General features: G+C 52.5%; 18 protein-coding genes, 3 tRNA genes and 1 pseudogene. 12 read left to right on the forward strand and 10 right to left on the reverse strand.

All coding sequences use genetic code 11. The features are described from left to right. Window positions 1-46 precede the first annotated feature (46 nt). Both ecnB and sugE read left to right on the forward strand, forming a co-directional pair. Entirely contained in the window at window positions 47-193 is a 147-nt protein-coding gene (gene ecnB, locus ACJHYR_RS19485) for a lipoprotein toxin entericidin B (RefSeq protein WP_000239596.1), read from the forward strand. Window positions 194-367: 174 nt separating this feature from the next. After that, window positions 368-685: a quaternary ammonium compound efflux SMR transporter SugE gene (gene sugE, locus ACJHYR_RS19490; RefSeq protein ID WP_000118482.1), complete on the forward strand. Its 318-nt coding sequence runs from the start codon at window positions 368-370 to the stop codon at window positions 683-685. Here sugE and blc read toward each other — a convergent pair. The 6 genes and pseudogenes from blc to frdA form a co-directional block, all read right to left on the reverse strand. Beyond that, window positions 682-1,215: a lipocalin Blc gene (gene blc / locus ACJHYR_RS19495; protein ID WP_001238369.1), complete on the reverse strand. Its 534-nt coding sequence runs from the start codon at window positions 1,213-1,215 to the stop codon at window positions 682-684. The two genes, sugE and blc, sit on opposite strands and share 4 nt — an antisense overlap. Window positions 1,216-1,303: 88 nt before the next feature. Continuing rightward, window positions 1,304-2,475, reverse strand: a pseudogene (locus tag ACJHYR_RS19500) (BlaEC family class C beta-lactamase). Window positions 2,476-2,537: 62 nt separating this feature from the next. Continuing rightward, complete coding sequence (gene frdD, locus ACJHYR_RS19505; RefSeq protein WP_000609663.1) at window positions 2,538-2,897, reverse strand: fumarate reductase subunit FrdD; 360 nt, start codon at window positions 2,895-2,897, stop codon at window positions 2,538-2,540. A gap of 10 nt (window positions 2,898-2,907) precedes the next feature. Then, window positions 2,908-3,303 (reverse strand): fumarate reductase subunit FrdC, encoded by a 396-nt coding sequence (frdC, locus tag ACJHYR_RS19510; RefSeq protein ID WP_000208763.1) that lies wholly within the window; start codon window positions 3,301-3,303, stop codon window positions 2,908-2,910. Window positions 3,304-3,313: 10 nt separating this feature from the next. Continuing rightward, window positions 3,314-4,048 (reverse strand): fumarate reductase iron-sulfur protein, encoded by a 735-nt coding sequence (gene frdB / locus ACJHYR_RS19515; RefSeq protein WP_000829498.1) that lies wholly within the window; start codon window positions 4,046-4,048, stop codon window positions 3,314-3,316. Next, entirely contained in the window at window positions 4,041-5,849 is a 1,809-nt protein-coding gene (frdA, locus tag ACJHYR_RS19520) for a fumarate reductase (quinol) flavoprotein subunit (protein WP_410233132.1), read from the reverse strand. Before frdA ends, frdB begins: the two co-directional genes overlap by 8 nt. A gap of 324 nt (window positions 5,850-6,173) precedes the next feature. Here frdA and epmA point away from each other — a divergent pair, with 324 nt between their 5' ends. The 3 genes from epmA to ACJHYR_RS19535 all read left to right on the forward strand — a co-directional run bounded on the left by epmA (window position 6,174) and on the right by ACJHYR_RS19535 (window position 9,284). Next, on the forward strand, window positions 6,174-7,151 hold the full coding sequence (epmA, locus tag ACJHYR_RS19525) for an elongation factor P--(R)-beta-lysine ligase (protein WP_000004771.1): 978 nt from the start codon (window positions 6,174-6,176) through the stop codon (window positions 7,149-7,151). 218 nt (window positions 7,152-7,369) lie between these two features. Beyond that, window positions 7,370-8,872 carry a glutamate/gamma-aminobutyrate family transporter YjeM gene (yjeM, locus tag ACJHYR_RS19530; protein ID WP_059327965.1) on the forward strand — a complete coding sequence of 501 codons (1,503 nt, stop codon included), beginning with the start codon at window positions 7,370-7,372 and terminating at the stop codon, window positions 8,870-8,872. A 97-nt stretch (window positions 8,873-8,969) separates the two neighbouring features. Next, on the forward strand, window positions 8,970-9,284 hold the full coding sequence (locus ACJHYR_RS19535) for a YjeO family protein (protein ID WP_001276175.1): 315 nt from the start codon (window positions 8,970-8,972) through the stop codon (window positions 9,282-9,284). 28 nt (window positions 9,285-9,312) lie between these two features. Here ACJHYR_RS19535 and mscM read toward each other — a convergent pair whose 3' ends face one another. From mscM to rsgA, 3 genes are all read right to left on the reverse strand, one after another. Next, on the reverse strand, window positions 9,313-12,636 hold the full coding sequence (gene mscM, locus ACJHYR_RS19540; RefSeq protein WP_001236793.1) for a miniconductance mechanosensitive channel MscM: 3,324 nt from the start codon (window positions 12,634-12,636) through the stop codon (window positions 9,313-9,315). A 21-nt stretch (window positions 12,637-12,657) separates the two neighbouring features. After that, window positions 12,658-13,626: an archaetidylserine decarboxylase gene (gene asd, locus ACJHYR_RS19545; RefSeq protein WP_000934920.1), complete on the reverse strand. Its 969-nt coding sequence runs from the start codon at window positions 13,624-13,626 to the stop codon at window positions 12,658-12,660. Window positions 13,627-13,722: 96 nt separating this feature from the next. After that, entirely contained in the window at window positions 13,723-14,775 is a 1,053-nt protein-coding gene (gene rsgA / locus ACJHYR_RS19550) for a small ribosomal subunit biogenesis GTPase RsgA (RefSeq protein WP_000041970.1), read from the reverse strand. A gap of 94 nt (window positions 14,776-14,869) precedes the next feature. On the opposite strand from rsgA, the gene orn reads away from it, so the two are divergent. From orn to ACJHYR_RS19575, 5 genes are all read left to right on the forward strand, one after another. After that, window positions 14,870-15,415, forward strand: a complete 546-nt coding sequence (gene orn, locus ACJHYR_RS19555; protein ID WP_001295188.1) for an oligoribonuclease — start codon at window positions 14,870-14,872, stop codon at window positions 15,413-15,415. 210 nt (window positions 15,416-15,625) lie between these two features. Further along, window positions 15,626-15,701, forward strand: a tRNA-Gly gene (locus tag ACJHYR_RS19560). Window positions 15,702-15,858: 157 nt separating this feature from the next. Then, window positions 15,859-15,934 (forward strand) — tRNA-Gly (locus ACJHYR_RS19565). A gap of 35 nt (window positions 15,935-15,969) precedes the next feature. Next, window positions 15,970-16,045, forward strand: a tRNA-Gly gene (locus tag ACJHYR_RS19570). A 233-nt stretch (window positions 16,046-16,278) separates the two neighbouring features. Further along, window positions 16,279-16,332: a hypothetical protein gene (locus ACJHYR_RS19575; protein ID WP_010723271.1), complete on the forward strand. Its 54-nt coding sequence runs from the start codon at window positions 16,279-16,281 to the stop codon at window positions 16,330-16,332. On the opposite strand, the gene queG is transcribed toward ACJHYR_RS19575, so the two are convergent. Next, window positions 16,315-17,454: a tRNA epoxyqueuosine(34) reductase QueG gene (gene queG / locus ACJHYR_RS19580; RefSeq protein ID WP_001294215.1), complete on the reverse strand. Its 1,140-nt coding sequence runs from the start codon at window positions 17,452-17,454 to the stop codon at window positions 16,315-16,317. The genes ACJHYR_RS19575 and queG overlap by 18 nt on opposite strands. On the opposite strand from queG, the gene nnr reads away from it, so the two are divergent. Next, entirely contained in the window at window positions 17,453-19,000 is a 1,548-nt protein-coding gene (gene nnr, locus ACJHYR_RS19585; RefSeq protein ID WP_001316031.1) for a bifunctional ADP-dependent NAD(P)H-hydrate dehydratase/NAD(P)H-hydrate epimerase, read from the forward strand. The two genes, queG and nnr, sit on opposite strands and share 2 nt — an antisense overlap. Next, entirely contained in the window at window positions 18,972-19,433 is a 462-nt protein-coding gene (gene tsaE / locus ACJHYR_RS19590) for a tRNA (adenosine(37)-N6)-threonylcarbamoyltransferase complex ATPase subunit type 1 TsaE (protein WP_001586582.1), read from the forward strand. Before nnr ends, tsaE begins: the two co-directional genes overlap by 29 nt. The last annotated feature ends 18 nt before the right edge of the window (window positions 19,434-19,451 follow it).

Consider the following 19,451-nt stretch of genomic DNA (forward strand, 5'->3'; position numbering starts at 1 on the left):
TTTGCTATAGGCAAACATAAATAACATTACCTAAAAGGAAGACGTTATGGTGAAGAAGACAATTGCAGCGATCTTTTCTGTTCTGGTGCTTTCAACAGTATTAACTGCCTGCAACACCACGCGTGGCGTTGGTGAAGACATTTCTGATGGCGGTAACGCGATTTCTGGCGCAGCAACGAAAGCGCAGCAGTAAGCAATAACGGTACGACAGTTATGTCGTGCCGTTTGTTTTTTTGCGATAGTCACAAAGGTAATAGTTGAAATTCCCCTGCCACCTGGCAAAATATCCGTTCAACCATCAGCTTTGCAGGACGACCTGCAAACGCCTCTTTTCACCGGGGACGGCCCCAATTCTCCGGAGCCTGATATGTCCTGGATTATCTTAGTTATTGCTGGTCTGCTGGAAGTGGTATGGGCCGTTGGCCTGAAATATACCCACGGCTTTAGTCGTTTGACGCCAAGTGTTATTACTGTGACGGCGATGATTGTCAGTATGGCGCTACTTGCCTGGGCGATGAAATCGTTACCAGTAGGGACGGCTTATGCCGTGTGGACGGGTATTGGCGCAGTCGGCGCGGCCATCACCGGCATTGTGCTGCTCGGCGAGTCCGCTAACCCGATGCGCCTGGCGAGTCTGGCGTTAATCGTATTGGGGATTATTGGTCTGAAACTCAGCACTCACTAACTACCGGGCTGCTGTACCCAAATAAACTTACTGACATCAAACCCTTCCCGGGTCGCGACTGCCAGCATCTCCTGTTTCACTTCGTCAGAAATGGTTGGCGTGCGGGAGAGTATCCACAGGTAGTCGCGGTCCGGGCCGCAAACCAGCGCATGGCGGTATTCCCGATCGAGTGCAATAACGTTATAACCGCCATAGAAAGGACCAAAGAATGACACTTTCAGCGCAGCGCGAGTTGGTGCGCCGGTAAAGTACGCTTTCCCTTCACTCTGCTGCCACATTTCTCTGTCAGGGTTATAGCCTTTATTAATGACATTCAGGCCGCCGTCATCCCGCAGGCTGTATGTTGCGGTGACTTTTTCCAGTCCACGTTCAAAGCGGTGATCAAAACGGGCAATCTCATACCAGGTACCGAGATAGCGTTTAGCATCGAAATTATTCACTACTGTCACGCCACGGGGCGGCGTAGGAGAACTGCAGGCAACGACCAGAAATGCAGCTGTCGCTGCGGCAACGAGAGGGAGCAGGCGCATAAATGTTTCCTTACTGGTTTTTTTCTAAGTGTAGATGACAGCAAGGAAAAGCGGAGAAAAGGTCCAAAAATTCGGACCCGATGAAATTTTACTGTAGAGCGTTGAGAATCTGCCAGGCGGCAGTGACTCTCGCTGGATTGGGATAGTTTTTGTTAGCCAGCATCACGATACCCAGCTCTTTTTCTGGAATAAACGCAACATAGCTACCAAATCCGCCGGTCGCCCCCGTTTTATGTACCCATGATGCGCATACTGCAGGAGTTGGGGGCGTAATCGCTTTTACGGGGCGTGCTGCCAGTGCAATTTTATTGTCACTGCCGTTAATGATGATGTCAGGATTTACCGGCCAGTCCAGCATTTCCCAGCCCAGGCCCTGATACATATCGCCGGTTTGCCAGTAGCGAGATTGTGCCAGTTGTATCCCTTGTTGAAGCGTTAGCGAGATTGTGCCAGTTGTATCCCTTGTTGAAGCGTTTTCTCAGTGATATCAAGGGGTTTTAAATTGCTTTGCACCCAGCGGGCCATATCTTCAATGGTCGACTTCACACCATAAGCTTCAGCATCTAACGCCCCAGGCGAAACATGCACTGCCTTACCTTCGCGATATCCCCAGGCGTAATTCTTTTCTTCTGCGGACGGCACATTAATCCACGTATGAGTGAGTTTGAGTGGCTGGAAGACACGAGTTTGCATCGCCTGCTCAAAACTCAAACCAGACGGCTTCACAGCCAGTGCGCCGAACAAACCGATACTGGAGTTGGCATACAGACATTGTGTTCCTGGAGCCCATGCAGGCTGCCAGTTTTGATAGAAGCGCAGCAAGTCGCTTGAGGATTTAACGTCATCCGGCACCTGCAATGGCAGACCGCCAGCAGTGTAGGTTGCGAGATGTAATAGTGTGATCCCATTCCACTGTTTAGCGGTAAGTTCAGGCCAGTATTTTGTTGCGGGATCGCTTAACTTGATTTCCCCTCGAGCAATAGCGTCGCCACCAAGCACGCCCGTAAATGTTTTGCTGACCGAACCTAACTCAAACAACGTTTGCTGTGTGACGGGCTGCTTTTTGGCGATGTCCGCATAGCCCCAGGTAAAGTAATAAGGTTTACCCTGATAAATTACCGCCACCGCCATACCGGGGATCTTTTGTTGCTCTATAAGCGGGGTTATTGTGCGATGCACAATATCGTTGATTTGTTGAGGGGCAGCAAATGTGGAGCAAGAGGCGGTAATTAATAAGGCGCAGAGCGTCATTTTGAACATAGGGTCTGGTTTCCATACAAAACGGCCCGCCATAGGCGGGCCGGATTTACATTGGCGATGCGTTAGATTGTAACGACACCAATCAGCGTGACAACTGTCAGGATAGCAGCCAGACCGTAGAAAACCCATTTGCCCGCAGGTACGTGGATTTTCAGATCGTGCATCGCGTGGTGCATACGGTGTAAACCACACCACAGCGGCAGAACGATCATCAGGAACAGGAATACGCGACCAATGAAGCTCTGCGCGAACGCCAGAACGCGCTCGTAGCTCAGTGCATCACCCGGAAACAGCCCCAGCGGCAGCAGAATACCCACCAGCAGGATCATCACCGGCGCAATAATTGCGCTCCACATACCACCGGCCCCGAAGAGGCCCCAGAATACCGGTTCGTCAGAACGCTTTGGATTTGGATTAATCATCTCAGGCTCCTTACCAGTACAGGGCAACAAACAGGATTACGATGGTGGCAACCACAGTTACCGCCCAGAGACTTTTGATAATTGGCTCTGGTCCCATTTTTTCGTCTTTTACAATGATATTGGCCGCTTTCGGTGCCAGTTCAAACCAGGTTTTGGTGTGCAGCAGAGCTGCCGCCAGAGTGATCAGGTTAATGATCACAATAACCGGGTTTTGTAAAAAGTCGACGAATCCCGCCCAGCTTTCCGGGCCATTTTTCAGGGCAAACAGCCCGAAAATCAGTTCAATGCTGAACCACACAGCCGGAACCGCCGTGCCTTCGCGCAGCATGTAAAAGCGATAAAACGGCAATTTTTTCCACCAGGTGGACGTCATTGGCCGTACATACGGTTTACGTTTAGTCGTCATGTTGCACTCCTTAGCGTGGTTTCAGGGTCGCGATAAGAAAATCTTTCGAACTTTCTACTTTGCCCTGCTGAATGGCCGCAGCCGGATCGACGTGTTTCGGGCAGACTTCGGAGCAGTAGCCCACGAAAGTACAGCTCCATACGCCGTTCTGGCTGTTCAACTGCGCCATACGCTCCTTCTTACCGTGGTCGCGGCTATCTTCGTTGTAACGATGCGCCAGCGTAATGGCAGCCGGACCGATGAACTCTGGGTTCAGGCCAAACTGCGGGCACGCGGCGTAGCACAGACCACAGTTGATGCAACCGGAAAACTGGTGATACTTGGCCATCTGCGCCGGGGTCTGGATGTTAGTACCCTGATCCGCGGTGCGGGAGTTGCCGATGATGTACGGTTTGATCGCTTCCAGACTTTCGATGAAGTGGGTCATATCGACCACCAGATCGCGTTCAATCGGGAAGTTAGCTAACGCTTCAACCTTCATACCGTCGGTGTAATCACGCAGGAAGGTTTTACATGCCAGTTTTGGCACGTTGTTAACCATCATGCCGCAGGAACCACAAATCGCCATACGGCAGGACCAGCGGTAGCTCAGGTCCGGTGCCAGGTTGTCTTTGATGTAGCCCAGCGCATCCAGTAATGAGGTAGTTGCGTCATAAGGCACTTCATAGAATGCGCTATGCGGTGCGGTATCGACTTCCGGGTTATAGCGCACCACCTCAATTTTCAGGTTTTTCATCTCAGCCATTCGCCTTCTCCTTCTTATTGGCTGCTTCCGCCTTATCGGCTGCATCCGCTTCGCCACCGTAAACACGTTTAGCTGGCGGCAGCGTAGTAATTTTCACGTCGCTGTACTCCAGGCGAGTCGTGCCATCAGCATCGCGGAAGGCGAGGGTGTGTTTGAGGAAGTTGACGTCGTCACGCTCGGTGCAACCTTCGTCCAGACGCTGGTGTGCGCCGCGGGACTCTTTACGTGCCATTGCGGAGTGCGCCATACATTCAGCAACGTTCAGACCGTGGCCCAGTTCAATGGTGTAGAGCAGGTCGGTGTTGAACACGCTGGAAGTGTCAGTGATGCGCACGCGCTTGAAGCGTTCCTGCAGCTCTGCCAGCGTGTCGATGGTTTTCTGCATCAGTTCCGGCGTACGGTAGATACCGCAACCTTCTTCCATAGCCAGGCCCATTTCGTCGCGGATCTTCGCCCAGTTTTCGCCGCCATCCTGGTTAACCAGATCTTTCAGACGTTGTTCAACGCCAGCTGCCTGCGCTTCAATTGCCGCTTCGTTGCCATTACCGGCAGTTGCTGCACGCTCTGTCGCTTGTTCACCGGCCAGACGGCCGAAGACCACCAGTTCCGCCAGGGAGTTGGAGCCCAGACGGTTTGCACCGTGTAGACCAACAGAGGAACATTCACCCACGGCGAACAGACCTTTAATGCGGGTTTCACAGTTCTGATCGGTTTCGATACCGCCCATGGTGTAGTGTGCGGTCGGACGTACCGGAATCGGTTCTTTAACCGGATCGACGCCAACGTACGCTTTCGCCAGTTCGCAGATGAACGGCAGACGTTCATGCAGTTTTTTCTCGCCGAGGTGACGCAGGTCGAGATAAACCACATCGCCACGCGGCGTGGAGATGGTGTTGCCTTTACGCCATTCGTGCCAGAAGGCCTGAGAAACTTTGTCGCGTGGCCCCAGTTCCATATATTTGTTTTTCGGCTCGCCCAGCGGAGTTTCCGGGCCCATGCCGTAATCTTGCAGATAACGGTAGCCATTTTTGTTGACCAGAATACCACCTTCACCGCGGCAGCCTTCTGTCATCAGGATACCGGAACCGGGCAGACCGGTTGGGTGATACTGAACGAATTCCATGTCACGCAGAGGAACGCCGTGGCTTAGCGCCATACCCATACCGTCACCGGTAACGATGCCGCCGTTGGTGTTGTAACGATAAACGCGACCTGCACCGCCGGTAGCCATAACGACCGCGTTAGCACGGATCTGCACCAGCGTGCCTTCCATCATGTTCATTGCTACCAGGCCGCGAACATGACCATCATCAACCAGAATATCCAGCACGAAATGTTCGTCAAAACGCTGGATCTGCGGGAATTGCAGAGAGGTCTGGAACAGCGTGTGCAGCATATGGAAGCCGGTCTTATCGGCGGCGAACCAGGTACGCTCGATTTTCATGCCGCCGAAGCGACGTACGTTGACGCTACCATCCGGGCGACGGCTCCATGGGCACCCCCACAGTTCCAGTTGGGTCATTTCGGTTGGGCAGTGGTGGACGAAATAATCCACGACATCCTGCTCACACAACCAGTCGCCACCCGCTACTGTATCGTGAAAGTGATATTCGAAGCTGTCATGATCCTGCGCGACAGCGGCGGAGCCCCCTTCTGCAGCAACGGTATGGCTACGCATCGGGTATACTTTTGAGATTAGTGCGATTTTTGCATTTGGATTTGCCTGCGCGGCAGCAATTGCAGCACGTAATCCCGCGCCACCGGCGCCTACAATGGCAAGATCGGCTTGAAAGGTTTGCACGACATTCCTCCAGATTGTTTTTATCCCACAGCCCCGTACTTCAGGGTAAGTGCCTGAAAGTTACGGTCTGCGAACGCTATTCCACTGCTCCTTTATAGGTACAACAGTATAGTCTGATGGATAAGTCTGAAATTTGACGAGATCGATTTTTTTAGTGCGCAAGAGGGCTAAATTATCACTGAAGATGATTAATTTAATTACTAAACCATCAGATCGTGCTTTTTTTAGTCACAGCCCACCCTTGTTTGATTCCTGCGTAAAATTTGTCTCGCCGTCGCGTTGCGAGTAGACTTCGTGCCCTTGTCAAAAACTGGAGATTTAACTATGAGCGAAACGGCATCCTGGCAGCCGAGCGCATCCATTCCTAACTTATTAAAACGCGCGGCGATTATGGCGGAGATCCGTCGTTTCTTTGCCGATCGTGGAGTGCTGGAGGTGGAGACGCCTTGTATGAGCCAGGCGACGGTAACCGATATTCATTTGGTCCCGTTTGAGACACGTTTCGTTGGCCCCGGGCATTCGCAGGGGATGAATCTCTGGTTAATGACCAGCCCGGAATACCATATGAAGCGCCTGCTGGTTGCCGGTTGTGGGCCGGTATTCCAGCTGTGCCGCAGCTTCCGTAATGAAGAGATGGGGCGTTATCACAACCCTGAGTTCACTATGCTTGAGTGGTATCGACCGCACTATGATATGTACCGGTTGATGAACGAGGTGGACGATCTCTTACAACAAGTGCTGGACTGCCCGGCAGCAGAAAGCCTTTCTTATCAACAAGCTTTCTTGCGTTATCTGGAAATTGACCCGCTCTCTGCCGACAAAACGCAACTGCGGGAAGTGGCAGCGAAACTGGATTTGAGCAACGTTGCCGATACTGAAGAAGACCGCGACACGCTTCTACAATTGCTGTTTACCTTTGGCGTAGAGCCAAATATTGGCAAAGAAAAACCGACCTTTGTGTACCACTTTCCAGCCAGCCAGGCATCACTGGCGCAAATCAGTACCGAAGATCATCGGGTCGCTGAACGCTTTGAGGTTTATTATAAAGGTATTGAGCTGGCGAATGGTTTCCATGAATTGACGGATGCCCGTGAGCAGCAACAACGCTTTGAACAAGATAACCGTAAGCGCGCGGCGCGCGGTTTGCCGCAGCACCCCATTGACCAGAATCTGATTGAAGCCTTGAAAGTCGGTATGCCTGACTGTTCCGGCGTGGCATTAGGCGTTGATCGTCTGGTGATGTTGGCGCTGGGCGCGGAGACACTGGCTGAAGTCATCGCCTTTAGCGTTGACCGGGCATAATTCTGAAAAATTACTGAATTAACCGCGAAGAATGGCGTGATAAGCGCCATTCTGTAGCATATGTTTTCATTTTTCCGCTAAAGGCCACAATTTAAGACTGGATATTTGATATCATCCAGGTATCAATTCTGTATTGGTTTTTACGCTGCCCGCTCAATGTTGGGCAGTGCAGTTCAGTGGGCGCGTTTTATACACGCGCTGAAATGAAGGATGGTTTCATGCCTCACACGATAAAAAAGATGAGTCTGATAGGACTCATATTGATGATCTTTACTTCCGTATTTGGATTTGCCAATAGCCCATCGGCTTATTACTTAATGGGTTATAGTGCGATTCCCTTTTATATATTTTCTGCATTGTTATTCTTTATTCCATTCGCCTTAATGATGGCTGAAATGGGAGCTGCTTATCGCAAAGAAGAAGGTGGTATCTATTCCTGGATGAATAATAGTGTCGGACCACGTTTTGCCTTCATTGGTACATTTATGTGGTTTTCCTCTTATATCATCTGGATGGTGAGTACCTCCGCGAAAGTTTGGGTACCGTTCTCAACATTCCTCTATGGTAGCGACATGACCCAGCACTGGCGTATTACCGGACTGGAGCCTACGCAGGTGGTTGGTCTGCTGGCAGTGGCATGGATGATTCTGGTCACCGTCGTTGCTTCAAAGGGGATTAATAAAATTGCCCGCATTACTGCGGTGGGCGGTATTGCAGTAATGTGTCTGAATTTAGTATTGCTGTTAGTAAGCATTACTATTTTGTTATTAAATGGTGGGCATTTCGCGCAGGATATTAATTTCCTTGCATCACCGAACCCAGGTTATCAGTCCGGTCTGGCAATGCTATCGTTTGTGGTATTTGCTATTTTTGCCTATGGCGGAATTGAAGCGGTTGGTGGTCTGGTCGATAAAACGGAAAATCCAGAAAAGAACTTTGCCAAAGGTATTGTTTTTGCCGCTATTGTTATTTCAATCGGTTATTCGCTGGCAATATTTTTATGGGGCGTCAGCACAAACTGGCAGCAGGTATTAAGTAATGGTTCCGTTAACCTCGGCAATATTACCTATGTGCTGATGAAGAGCCTCGGGGTGACGCTGGGTAACGCACTGCATTTGTCACCAGAAGCGTCATTGTCGCTGGGCGTATGGTTTGCGCGTATTACCGGACTTTCGATGTTCCTCGCTTATACCGGTGCGTTCTTTACGCTTTGCTATTCACCGCTGAAAGCCATCATCCAGGGGACGCCGAAAGCGTTGTGGCCGGAACCGATGACGCGCCTGAATGCGATGGGGATGCCGTCTATCGCCATGTGGATGCAGTGCGGGTTGGTTACTGTCTTCATCCTGCTGGTTTCGTTTGGTGGCGGTACCGCATCGGCGTTCTTTAACAAGCTGACGCTGATGGCGAACGTGTCTATGACGCTTCCTTACCTGTTCCTCGCGCTGGCTTTCCCATTCTTTAAAGCACGTCAGGATCTCGACAGACCATTTGTGATTTTCAAAACGCGTATGTCGGCAATGATTGCGACGGTGATTGTCGTTCTGGTGGTGACATTTGCGAACGTCTTCACCATCATTCAACCTGTGGTTGAAGCCGGAGACTGGGACAGCACATTGTGGATGATTGGCGGCCCTGTCTTCTTCTCGCTGTTAGCGATGGCGATTTACCAGAACTATTGCAGCAGAGTGGCAAAAAATCCGCAGTGGGTGGTGGAATAACCCGATGCCCTATCGTCTGTCTGACGATAGGGCGCAATGACAGGGAATTAGTGGGATTTCGTATGTGCTATAGCGAAATTAAACTACGGGTTATCTCATGAGTGCGCGCATGTTTGTCTTGTGCTGCATCTGGTTCATTGTGGCGTTCCTCTGGATAACCATTACCTCCGCGCTGGACAAAGAGTGGATGATTGATGGACGCGGGATTAACAACGTCTGTGATGTTTTGATGTATCTCGAAGATGACGATACTCGCGATGTCGGTGTGATAATGACGTTACCGCTCTTTTTCCCTTTTCTCTGGTTCGCTTTGTGGCGAAAAAAACGCGGCTGGTTTATGTACGCCACCGCGCTGGCTATTTTCGGCTACTGGCTGTGGCAGTTTTTTCTGCGCTATCAGTTTTGTTTGTGAGCCGGATGGGTTCATCCGGCACAAAACCTTACAAACTTCCCGCCTGACGACCTTTGCCCGCAGAAGTTAATGTTCTCCCCGTTTGTTTACCATTCAGGCTTTCCAGACGCATCTGGAAGGGCGGGAATGGCATATCGATACCGTGGGCGTGGAAGCCCGCCAGAATCAGTTGATGGATTTCATGGCGTAGCGGCATACGGTGACCCATCTCAGCGGCGTAAATACGCAGCTCGAAAATCTGAATTCCCTGTTGCAGATCCACCAGGAAGACTTCTGGTGCCGGATTGTCGATCACCAGCGAGCAGCGACGCGCTGCGGTGAGCAGGATTTCCGTCACTTCTTCACTGTTGGCATCGGCAGGGGCCGGAATCGTCAACACCACGCGTGTGACCGAGTCAGAGAGCGACCAGTTGATAAACTGCTCGGTAATAAACGCCTTGTTCGGCACGATTATCTCTTTACGGTCCCAGTCGCTGATGGTGGTTGCGCGGGTGTTAATTTTCGTCACGCTGCCGGTAAGATCGCGGATCGTTACCGTATCGCCAATGCGAATCGGTTTTTCGAACAGGATAATCAGGCCAGAGATAAAGTTGGCGAAAATTTCCTGCAAACCAAAACCGAGACCAACACCGAGCGCGGCAACCAGCCACTGCAATTTCGACCACTCAATACCAATCATTGAGAAGCCGACCAGCCCGCCAATCAGCATCAGCAGATATTTGGTGATGGTGGTGATGGCGTAGCCCGTACCCGGCGTTAAATCCAGGTGCTGCAAAATCGCCAGTTCCAGCAGCGCGGGCAGGTTGCGCACCAGCTGCGTGGTGATGATAAACACCAGAATGGCAATCAGCACCGCACCGAGGGTAATTGGCTCCAGGCTTTCTACGCCCTGTACCGTGGAAGTGACATCCCACAGCGAAATATTTTCGAGGAAGCCGAAAGCGGAATGGATTTCTGACCACAGCACAATGACCGAAAGCAGGGCGATCAACATCAAAATTGAGCGCACCAGCCGCAAGGACTGCGCACTGATGGCATCGAGATCGACTTCGCTTTCATCGACTTCAATTGCCCCTTCCGGGCTACTGTGATGATGCGCTTCCTCTTCGCCACGCGCACGTTGCGCTAACATCTCTGCCCGGCGATGCTTCGCCCGGTCAAACGCCAGCCTGCGGCGCTGGATCAGCATCCAGCGGCGGATAACGTGATAAACCACCAGTAGCAAAAACCAGATGGCAACCGAGGTTTCAAGCCTCGCTAACAGCGCCTGTGCCGTTGCCAGATAACCCACCGCCGACGCCAGAATGGCAACCAACGGTGCGCCAATCATCATGTTCCACAGCATATGGTTGGTAATGTTGTCACCGCTGCCCTCTTTGTTGAGATACAGCGGGATCCCGGCCTTTTTCAGACTGAGAGTGACCACCGCCAGCGCACCGCAAATGAGGATAAAGCAAAGCCGTCCCAGCGAACCGGAGAATTCACGGTCGTCGAGGTTATCGAACATCATCAGCGCCATAATCAGCGGCACAATAAGCCCGATGCTCATCAGGTAGTAGCGCATCCCACGGGAAACCCGTTCGCGCGGCCAGCCAAAATGAGCGATAAACAAGCCGTTCGGGCGAGCAAAGGTGGCGCAAATCATCACTACCCACAGCAGCGGCACGGTGGCTGTTACGCCATCACCAATCGCGACCGCCAGCGGATAAGGCCACGCCTCGCGCAAGCCGTAACCCAGCGTCATCCACAGCACCGGGAGCGGTGACGCGACGAGAATCGACCAGAAAAGAGTGCGTAACGTCAGCCAGAAGTGATCCTGAGTCACTTTGCCGACTTTCGCCGCCGAACGTTCAAGAAAACGGGTGAAATAGCGGCGCGAGTAAATACTGCAACCGACCAGAATCAACGCGCCAAACAGCGGCAAAATCGTCTCTTTACTGGTCAGCATCATCACACTGGCTTTGCCCAACTGACTGAAGGTGTCCAGCGAAATGAGACGACGCAGATCCTGGGCGATTTCCAGCGGCCAGGCGATGGTCATCGGGCGCACGTCAGAGGTCCAGAACAGATAGCGGTGCGTCGCTTCATTCACCTCTTTCAGCGCATCCTCCAGTTGCCCGTTGGAGACTTTCAGCTTGGTCAGCTCCAGCAGTAGCGTGTCGCCACCCTGCAACAATGAGTTCAGCAACTCACGCTGAGTGCGTAGCTGTGCTTCCAGAATACGGTTTTGCTCAGCGGTCAGCGGCTGACCGTCGGCCTGATGGATTTGCCGTAGCAGCGGCTGTTTATTAAGCAGATCCTCATAACGTAACCGTTGCACACGTAACTGCGCCATTTCGGTATCAAGCTGTTGTGGTTTTGGCATTTCCGGTAGCCGTGCCACCTGCGCCCGCAACGCTTCGCCGAGCAGGTTGGACGAGCCCAGCCATTGCGACTGTTCACGCAGCGTATTCAACGCCTGCCGGACCTGTAACGTCTGGCTGGCAGCCTGACGCTGTTGCGAGGCAACGAGATCCATCCGCTGCGCCTGTTGATTCAGCGCTGCCGATAGTTCGCGGTTAATTTTGAATTGCGCGACGATATCTTTCGGCAAATCGGCACTGTTTTCTGCCAGTAATTCGGTACTTTCCAGCGCCCGCTCCGCCTCAAGCTGACGTTGGCTGTTCAACTGATTACGTAAGGCCTGCAAATACGCATCCAGTTGCTGGCTCTCTTTTTCCGCCAGCTCTGAGCGTAAGCGCGCTAATTCCTGGCGGTTATTGGCGGACAGCTGCGCGAGTTCCAGTTCATCGACGAGCGCTTTCAGGCGTGCGGAGTCAGACTGCAACGCGAAATTTTGTGCCTGATTGAGCGGGGAATTGCCGGTAAGCGTCCCCAGGCGGCGCTCGATTTCATTTAACTGACGGCGGGCATCGGTTTGCTGTTGCGGCAGTTGATTCAGCGAATCGGCAATCTCGCGGGCGCGTTCCTGCTCTTGCTGGGCCTGACGGCTTTTATCCAGCAACTGGCTACTGACCTGGAGAATTTCCTGATTCAGCGCGTCGGTAGACATTCCCGGTGACACGCTGCGCGGCTCGTCACGCATGTTGTTTAATTGCGCGCGCAGAGTAGCGGAGAGTTTCGGATAATTATCAATGACTTCTTGATATTGCTTGATGCGCTCAAGGGAACCTTTCCGTTCCTCAAGCGCATTTAAGGCAGACTGGAGCGCCTCTACGACTTCCGGTTGCGCGGGTTTCGCCGCTTTTGCCTGCTCCAGTTCTTGTGAGATTTGTTTGCTATCGGGGGCCGTCGCGGCGTACGCCCCCCAACTGAGGCACCAGGCCATCAGAAAAGTGATAATCAGGCGCACGTCAGCGTTTCCTTTGATGGATTAGACCTGGTCTTTTTTATCGTCAACCAATGGGCTGGCGTCGTGTTCTGCTTCGATCTCTTCAGCAGGAAGCGGGGCGGGTTCAGCGTCTGGCGTAACAAAGGTTTCGGTAGATACTGCCAGCGGCTGGCCAATTTTCGTGACAGACAGGCTTTCCAGTTGCTCAACCAGATTCACTTTACCCGGTGCAAACAGGTTGATAACGGTGGAACCGAGTTTAAAGCGACCCATTTCCTGGCCTTTCAGCAGTGCCACAGAACCGTCGTTTTCCCCGGCAGGCCAGGTCCAGCGCTTGATGATGCCTTCGCGCGGCGGCGTAATGGTGCCCGCCCAGACCGTCTCAATGCTGCCTACAATCGTCGCCCCGACCAGAATCTGCGCCATTGGGCCAAATTCGGTATCGAACAGGCAGATCACGCGTTCGTTACGGGCAAACAGATTCGGCACGTTCTGAGCGGTGAGATGGTTAACGGAGAAGAGATCGCCTGGCACGTAGATCATCTCACGCAGAATACCGTTGCACGGCATGTGTACGCGGTGGTAGTCACGCGGGGAGAGGTAAGTGGTCACAAACGTACCGTTGCGGAACAGGTCCGCCATCAGATAGTTGCCTGCCAGCAGGGCTTCGAGGCTGTAGTTGTGGCCTTTGGCTTGCAGGATTTTATCTTCTTCGATTTTACCCAACTGGCTGATAACGCCATCGGCAGGCATAACCAGTACATTCGGATCGGTATCGATTGGGCGTACTTCGTCACGCAGCGGACGGACAAAGAATTCGTTAAAGGTGCGGTAGCTGGCGGTATCCGGCTTTTGCGCCTCTTTCATGTCGACCTTGTAGTATTTAACGAACAGATCGATAACCAGTTTTGTCAGCCATCCTGCCCGCTTGCTTGCGCCCCAACCCGCCAGGCGAGTAAGCCATAGTTTCGGCAGAATGTACTGTAGCGAAAGTTTAAATGAATTTAACAAGGTAGCCTCCAGGCCATTGTTTTGTCGTTCCTGATCCGGCCTACATGCCGGATCCTGAAAAAAAGGGGACGATTCTAACGACGGTTAGCTTAATTGTCAGTCATCCGTATCAGAAAAGTTTTTACGCGTTTTTACCTGCGCCATGCTTTCCAGAATACGGTGATAGTTTTCGAAACGGGTTTCCGCGATTTTCCCTTCCTCAACCGCTTCCCGGATAGCGCAGCCCGGATCGGTATCGTGTTTGCAATCGCGATATTTACACAGACCTAAGTAGTCATGGAATTCGACAAAGCCCTGAGTGATTTGTTCCGGCTCCAGGTGCCAGAGGCCGAACTCACGCACACCAGGGGAATCAATCACATCACCGCCGTGCGGGAAGTGATACAGTCGTGCGGCGGTCGTGGTGTGCTGACCAAGCCCCGAGTTGTCAGAGACATCGTTGGTCAGGATCTCTTTTTGCAGCCCCAGCAGCGCGTTCAGCAGGCTGGATTTGCCGACGCCAGACTGCCCGGCAAAAATGCTGATGCGCCCGGTCAACGCCTCTTCCAGCGGTTTCAGCCCATCCTGAGTATGGCTGGAAACCATCAATACGCGATAACCGATATTGCGGTAGATATCCATCTGCTCGTTGACGAACGCCATGCCTTCGTCGTCCAGCAGGTCTATCTTGTTGAGCACAATAATCGGCTCAATCTGCAAGGTTTCGCAGGCCACCAGGTAACGGTCGATAATATTGAGCGACAGCTCCGGCAAAATGGCGGAGACAATGACAATCTGGTCGATGTTGGCGGCAATCGGTTTCACGCCGTCGTAGAAGTCCGGGCGCGTTAACACTGAAGTGCGCTCATGCACCGCTTCCACGATCCCTTTGACATTTACGCCTTCCGCCGCCGGTTTACCCGGACGCCAGACTACGCGGTCGCCGGTCACCAGCGAACGGATGGTACGGCGAATATTGCAGCGGTGAACGTCGCCATCGGCGGATTCCACATCAGCGTGCATACCAAAGCGGCTGATGACGATACCTTCATCAGGCTCGCCAAACAGATTGTCGTCGTAGTCGGGCTTCTCCTTAGACGTTTTAAGACGACGCTGGTGATTGGCGTTCACGCGGCGCTGCTGGCCTTTGGAGAGTTTATTTTTACTCAATCGTACAGACTCCTGGTCGCCCCTGATGGGCAAAACATCTATGATACACGCAATTGTGGATCAATATAGTCACTGTGAATGGGTGGAAAATAGCATGAGTGCCAATGAAAACAACCTGATTTGGATCGATCTTGAGATGACCGGTCTGGATCCCGAGCGCGATCGCATTATTGAGATTGCCACGCTGGTGACCGATGCCAACCTGAATATTCTGGCAGAAGGGCCGACCATTGCAGTACACCAGTCTGATGAACAGCTGGCGCTGATGGATGACTGGAACGTGCGCACCCATACCGCCAGCGGGCTGGTGGAGCGCGTGAAAGCGAGCACGATGGGCGATCGTGAAGCTGAACTGGCAACGCTCGAATTTTTAAAACAGTGGGTGCCTGCGGGAAAATCGCCGATTTGCGGTAACAGCATCGGCCAGGATCGTCGCTTCCTGTTTAAATACATGCCGGAGCTGGAAGCCTACTTCCACTACCGTTATCTCGATGTCAGCACCCTGAAAGAGCTGGCGCGCCGCTGGAAGCCGGAAATTCTTGATGGTTTTACCAAGCAGGGGACGCATCAGGCGATGGATGATATCCGTGAGTCGGTGGCAGAACTGGCTTACTACCGCGAGCATTTTATCAAGCTGTAAATTTTTACCTGGTCACGTAAGCGCCGTAATCCACTTGCGGCGGCGTGATTTTGACGCTAAATTGAACGTCTTGCTGATAATTTCAGCATTTGAGATAAAAACTCAAAAAAAATTTTTTAGGGGGGTTGCAGAGGGAAAGATTTCTCGTATAATGCGCCTCCCGTAACGACGCAGAAATGCGAAAATTACGAAAGCAAAATTAAGTAGTACGCGGGAATAGCTCAGTTGGTAGAGCACGACCTTGCCAAGGTCGGGGTCGCGAGTTCGAGTCTCGTTTCCCGCTCCAAAATTTGAAAAGTGCTGCAAAGCACAGACCACCCAATCGCAGTATTTCGAATTGCGACAAGGCGGCAACTGAACGAATCCTTGGGAGCTTACAAAAGTAAGTGACTAAGGTGAGTGAAGGCAGCCAAGGCAGTAGCGGTTCGAAAGACGAAGATTAAGCGGGAATAGCTCAGTTGGTAGAGCACGACCTTGCCAAGGTCGGGGTCGCGAGTTCGAGTCTCGTTTCCCGCTCCAAAATTTGAAAGTGCTGTAAAGCACAGACCACCCAAGCGGGAATAGCTCAGTTGGTAGAGCACGACCTTGCCAAGGTCGGGGTCGCGAGTTCGAGTCTCGTTTCCCGCTCCAAATTCTTCTCTCAATAAAATATCCACAGCGACGCGATGCGTTATTGCTGGTTTTTGTTGTCTCTGACAAACTCTTGTAAACAGAGTTATCCACAGTCTCAGGCTGTAATCTTAATTTCAAAGAAACTTCGCACGGTGAATAGTATTTTTTTAACCTATTGATAGATAAGTTAAAAATTAAGATTTCGTTTTGTCGTATCGATCACTTGACGATTTTTTCCGGCTTGAATTGCAATGCGTTTTTATTTTTATTCACAAGCTGTGGATGAATCAGGCGTCACGCGGTAACCCTTTTTCAATCACCCGAACCAGACGCTGTTTTTTCGGTAATTGCACTTCGACCACGCACGCATTTCGCCTCTCGATTTGCTGCGCAATCGCCCACGCTATGTGCTCATCGAGAAGTGGGTGCTCACCTTTACGACTTTCCAGCGCTGTCAAAATCGTTTCATCCCAGGGGGCATTGCCTAATGCTACGGCGATATTACGCAGCCAACGCAGGTGACCTATACGGCGAATCGCCGAACCTTCCGTGACTTTTAAAAACTTCTCTTCACTCCAGGCGAATAACTCAATGAGTTCCGGTGCGTGTAGCGGCTTACGCGGGCTGAAATCGTCTTCTGTAGTGAGTTGCGAATAGCGATTCCACGGGCAGATAAGCTGGCAGTCATCGCAACCGTAAATACGGTTTCCCATTAACGGTCGCAACTCTTCCGGGATCGCCCCCTCCAGTTCGATGGTGAGATAAGAGATACAGCGGCGAGCATCGACGGTATATGGCTCGACGATGGCTCCGGTCGGGCAAATCGTCATACAGGCCACGCATTTACCGCATCCTTCCTCGACTGGTTGATCCACGGGCAGCGGAATATCGACCAGCAATTCGCCTAAAAAGAAGAATGAACCGGCCTCGCGATTGAGGATAAGTGAGTGCTTACCTGTCCAGCCGAGCCCAGCTTTTTCAGCTAACGGGCGCTCGAGAATAGGCGCAGAATCGACAAACGGTCTAAAATTCAGCGAAACACAATGTTGCTGAATCATCTCGCCCAGCTTTTTGAGTCGGTTGCGCAGAAGTTTGTGATAGTCACGGCCCAGCGCATAACGGCTCACATAGCCGAGCTTAGGGTTTTTCAGCGTGCTGGCAAATGCGGCGTTAGCAGGAAGGTAATTCATCCGCACGCTGATCACGCGCAGCGTACCGGGCAATAACTCATGGGGGCGAGCGCGCAGCATACCGTGACGCGCCATCCAGTCCATTTCGCCGTGGTATTGTTTGTCCAGCCATGCTTGCAGTTTGGGCTCGGACTCGCTGAGATCGGTATCGGTAATACCTACCTGCTGAAAGCCCAGTTCCAGCCCCCACTGTTTAATTTTTTGCGCTAACTGATTGAGATCGAGGGGCTCTGACATGACGGACCATACAATGAAGAAAAACCCCGTAAGTATACCACACACCGTCTGGCACGCCGACGATATCCGCCGCGGAGAACGCGAGGCGGCAGATGCACTGGGACTCACACTCTATGAGCTGATGCTTCGCGCTGGCGAAGCCGCATTCCAGGTGTGTCGCACGGCTTATCCTGACGCCCGCCACTGGCTGGTGCTGTGCGGTCATGGTAATAACGGCGGCGATGGCTACGTGGTCGCGCGATTGGCCAAAGCGGTCGGTATTGAGGTCACGCTGCTGGCCCAGGAAAGTGACAAACCGTTGCCGGAAGAGGCCGCGCTGGCACGCGAATCATGGTTAAACGCGGGAGGCGAGATCCATGCTTCGAATATTGTCTGGCCCGAATCGGTAGATCTGATTGTTGATGCGCTGCTCGGTACCGGCTTGCAGCAAGCACCCCGCGAATCCATTAGCCAGTTAATCGACCACGCTAATTCCCATCCTGCGCCGATTGTGGCGGTTGATATCCCTTCCGGCCTGCTGGCTGAAACTGGCGCTACGCCAGGCGCGGTGATCAACGCCGATCACACCATCACTTTTATTGCGCTGAAACCAGGCTTGCTCACTGGAAAAGCGCGGGATGTTACCGGACAACTGCATTTTGACTCACTGGGGCTGGATAGCTGGCTGGCAGGTCAGGAGACGAAAATTCAGCGGTTTTCGGCAGAACAACTTTCTCACTGGCTGAAACCGCGTCGCCCGACATCGCATAAAGGCGATCACGGGAGAGTGGTGATTATTGGCGGCGATCACGGCACGGCGGGAGCTATTCGTATGACGGGGGAAGCGGCACTGCGTGCTGGTGCTGGTTTAGTTCGAGTACTGACCCGCAGTGAAAACATTGCGCCGCTACTGACTGCACGACCGGAATTGATGGTGCATGAACTGACTATGGACTCTCTTACCGAAAGCCTGGAATGGGCCGATGTGCTGGTGATTGGTCCCGGACTGGGCCAGCAAGAGTGGGGGAAAAAAGCCCTGCAAAAAGTTGAGAATTTTCGCAAACCGATGTTGTGGGATGCCGATGCATTGAACCTACTGGCAATCAATCCCGATAAGCGTCACAATCGCGTGATCACGCCGCATCCTGGCGAGGCCGCACGGTTGTTAGGCTGTTCCGTCGCTGAAATTGAAAGTGACCGCTTACATTGCGCTAAACGTCTGGTACAACGTTATGGCGGCGTAGCGGTGCTGAAAGGTGCCGGAACCGTGGTCGCCGCCCATCCTGACGCTTTAGGCATTATTGATGCCGGTAATGCAGGCATGGCGAGCGGCGGCATGGGCGATGTGCTCTCTGGTATTATTGGCGCATTGCTTGGGCAAAAACTGTCGCCGTATGATGCAGCCTGTGCGGGCTGTGTCGCGCACGGTGCGGCAGCTGACGTACTGGCGGCGCGTTTTGGAACGCGCGGGATGCTGGCAACCGATCTCTTTTCCACGCTACAGCGTATTGTTAACCCGGAAGTGACTGATAAAAACCATGATGAATCGAGTAATTCCGCTCCCTGATGAGCAGGCAACATTAGACCTGGGCGAGCGGGTAGCGAAAGCCTGCGATGGCGCAACCGTAATCTATCTGTATGGCAATTTAGGCGCAGGTAAAACCACCTTTAGCCGGGGCTTTTTACAAGCTCTGGGTCATCAGGGTAATGTCAAAAGCCCCACTTATACGCTGGTCGAACCCTATACGCTCGACAATTTAATGGTTTATCACTTTGATTTGTACCGCCTTGCCGATCCCGAGGAGCTGGAGTTTATGGGGATCCGCGATTATTTTGCCAACGATGCCATCTGCCTGGTGGAGTGGCCACAACAAGGTACAGGTGTTCTTCCTGACCCGGATGTCGAAATACACATTGATTATCAGGCACAAGGCCGTGAGGCGCGCGTGAGTGCGGTTTCCTCTGCGGGTGAATTGTTGCTGGCGCGTTTAGCCGGTTAACCTTTGAAAGGTGGCGGG

It is taken from the genome of Escherichia sp. WS1450, assembly GCF_046487395.1.
Taxonomy (GTDB): Bacteria; Pseudomonadota; Gammaproteobacteria; order Enterobacterales; family Enterobacteriaceae; genus Escherichia; species Escherichia coli.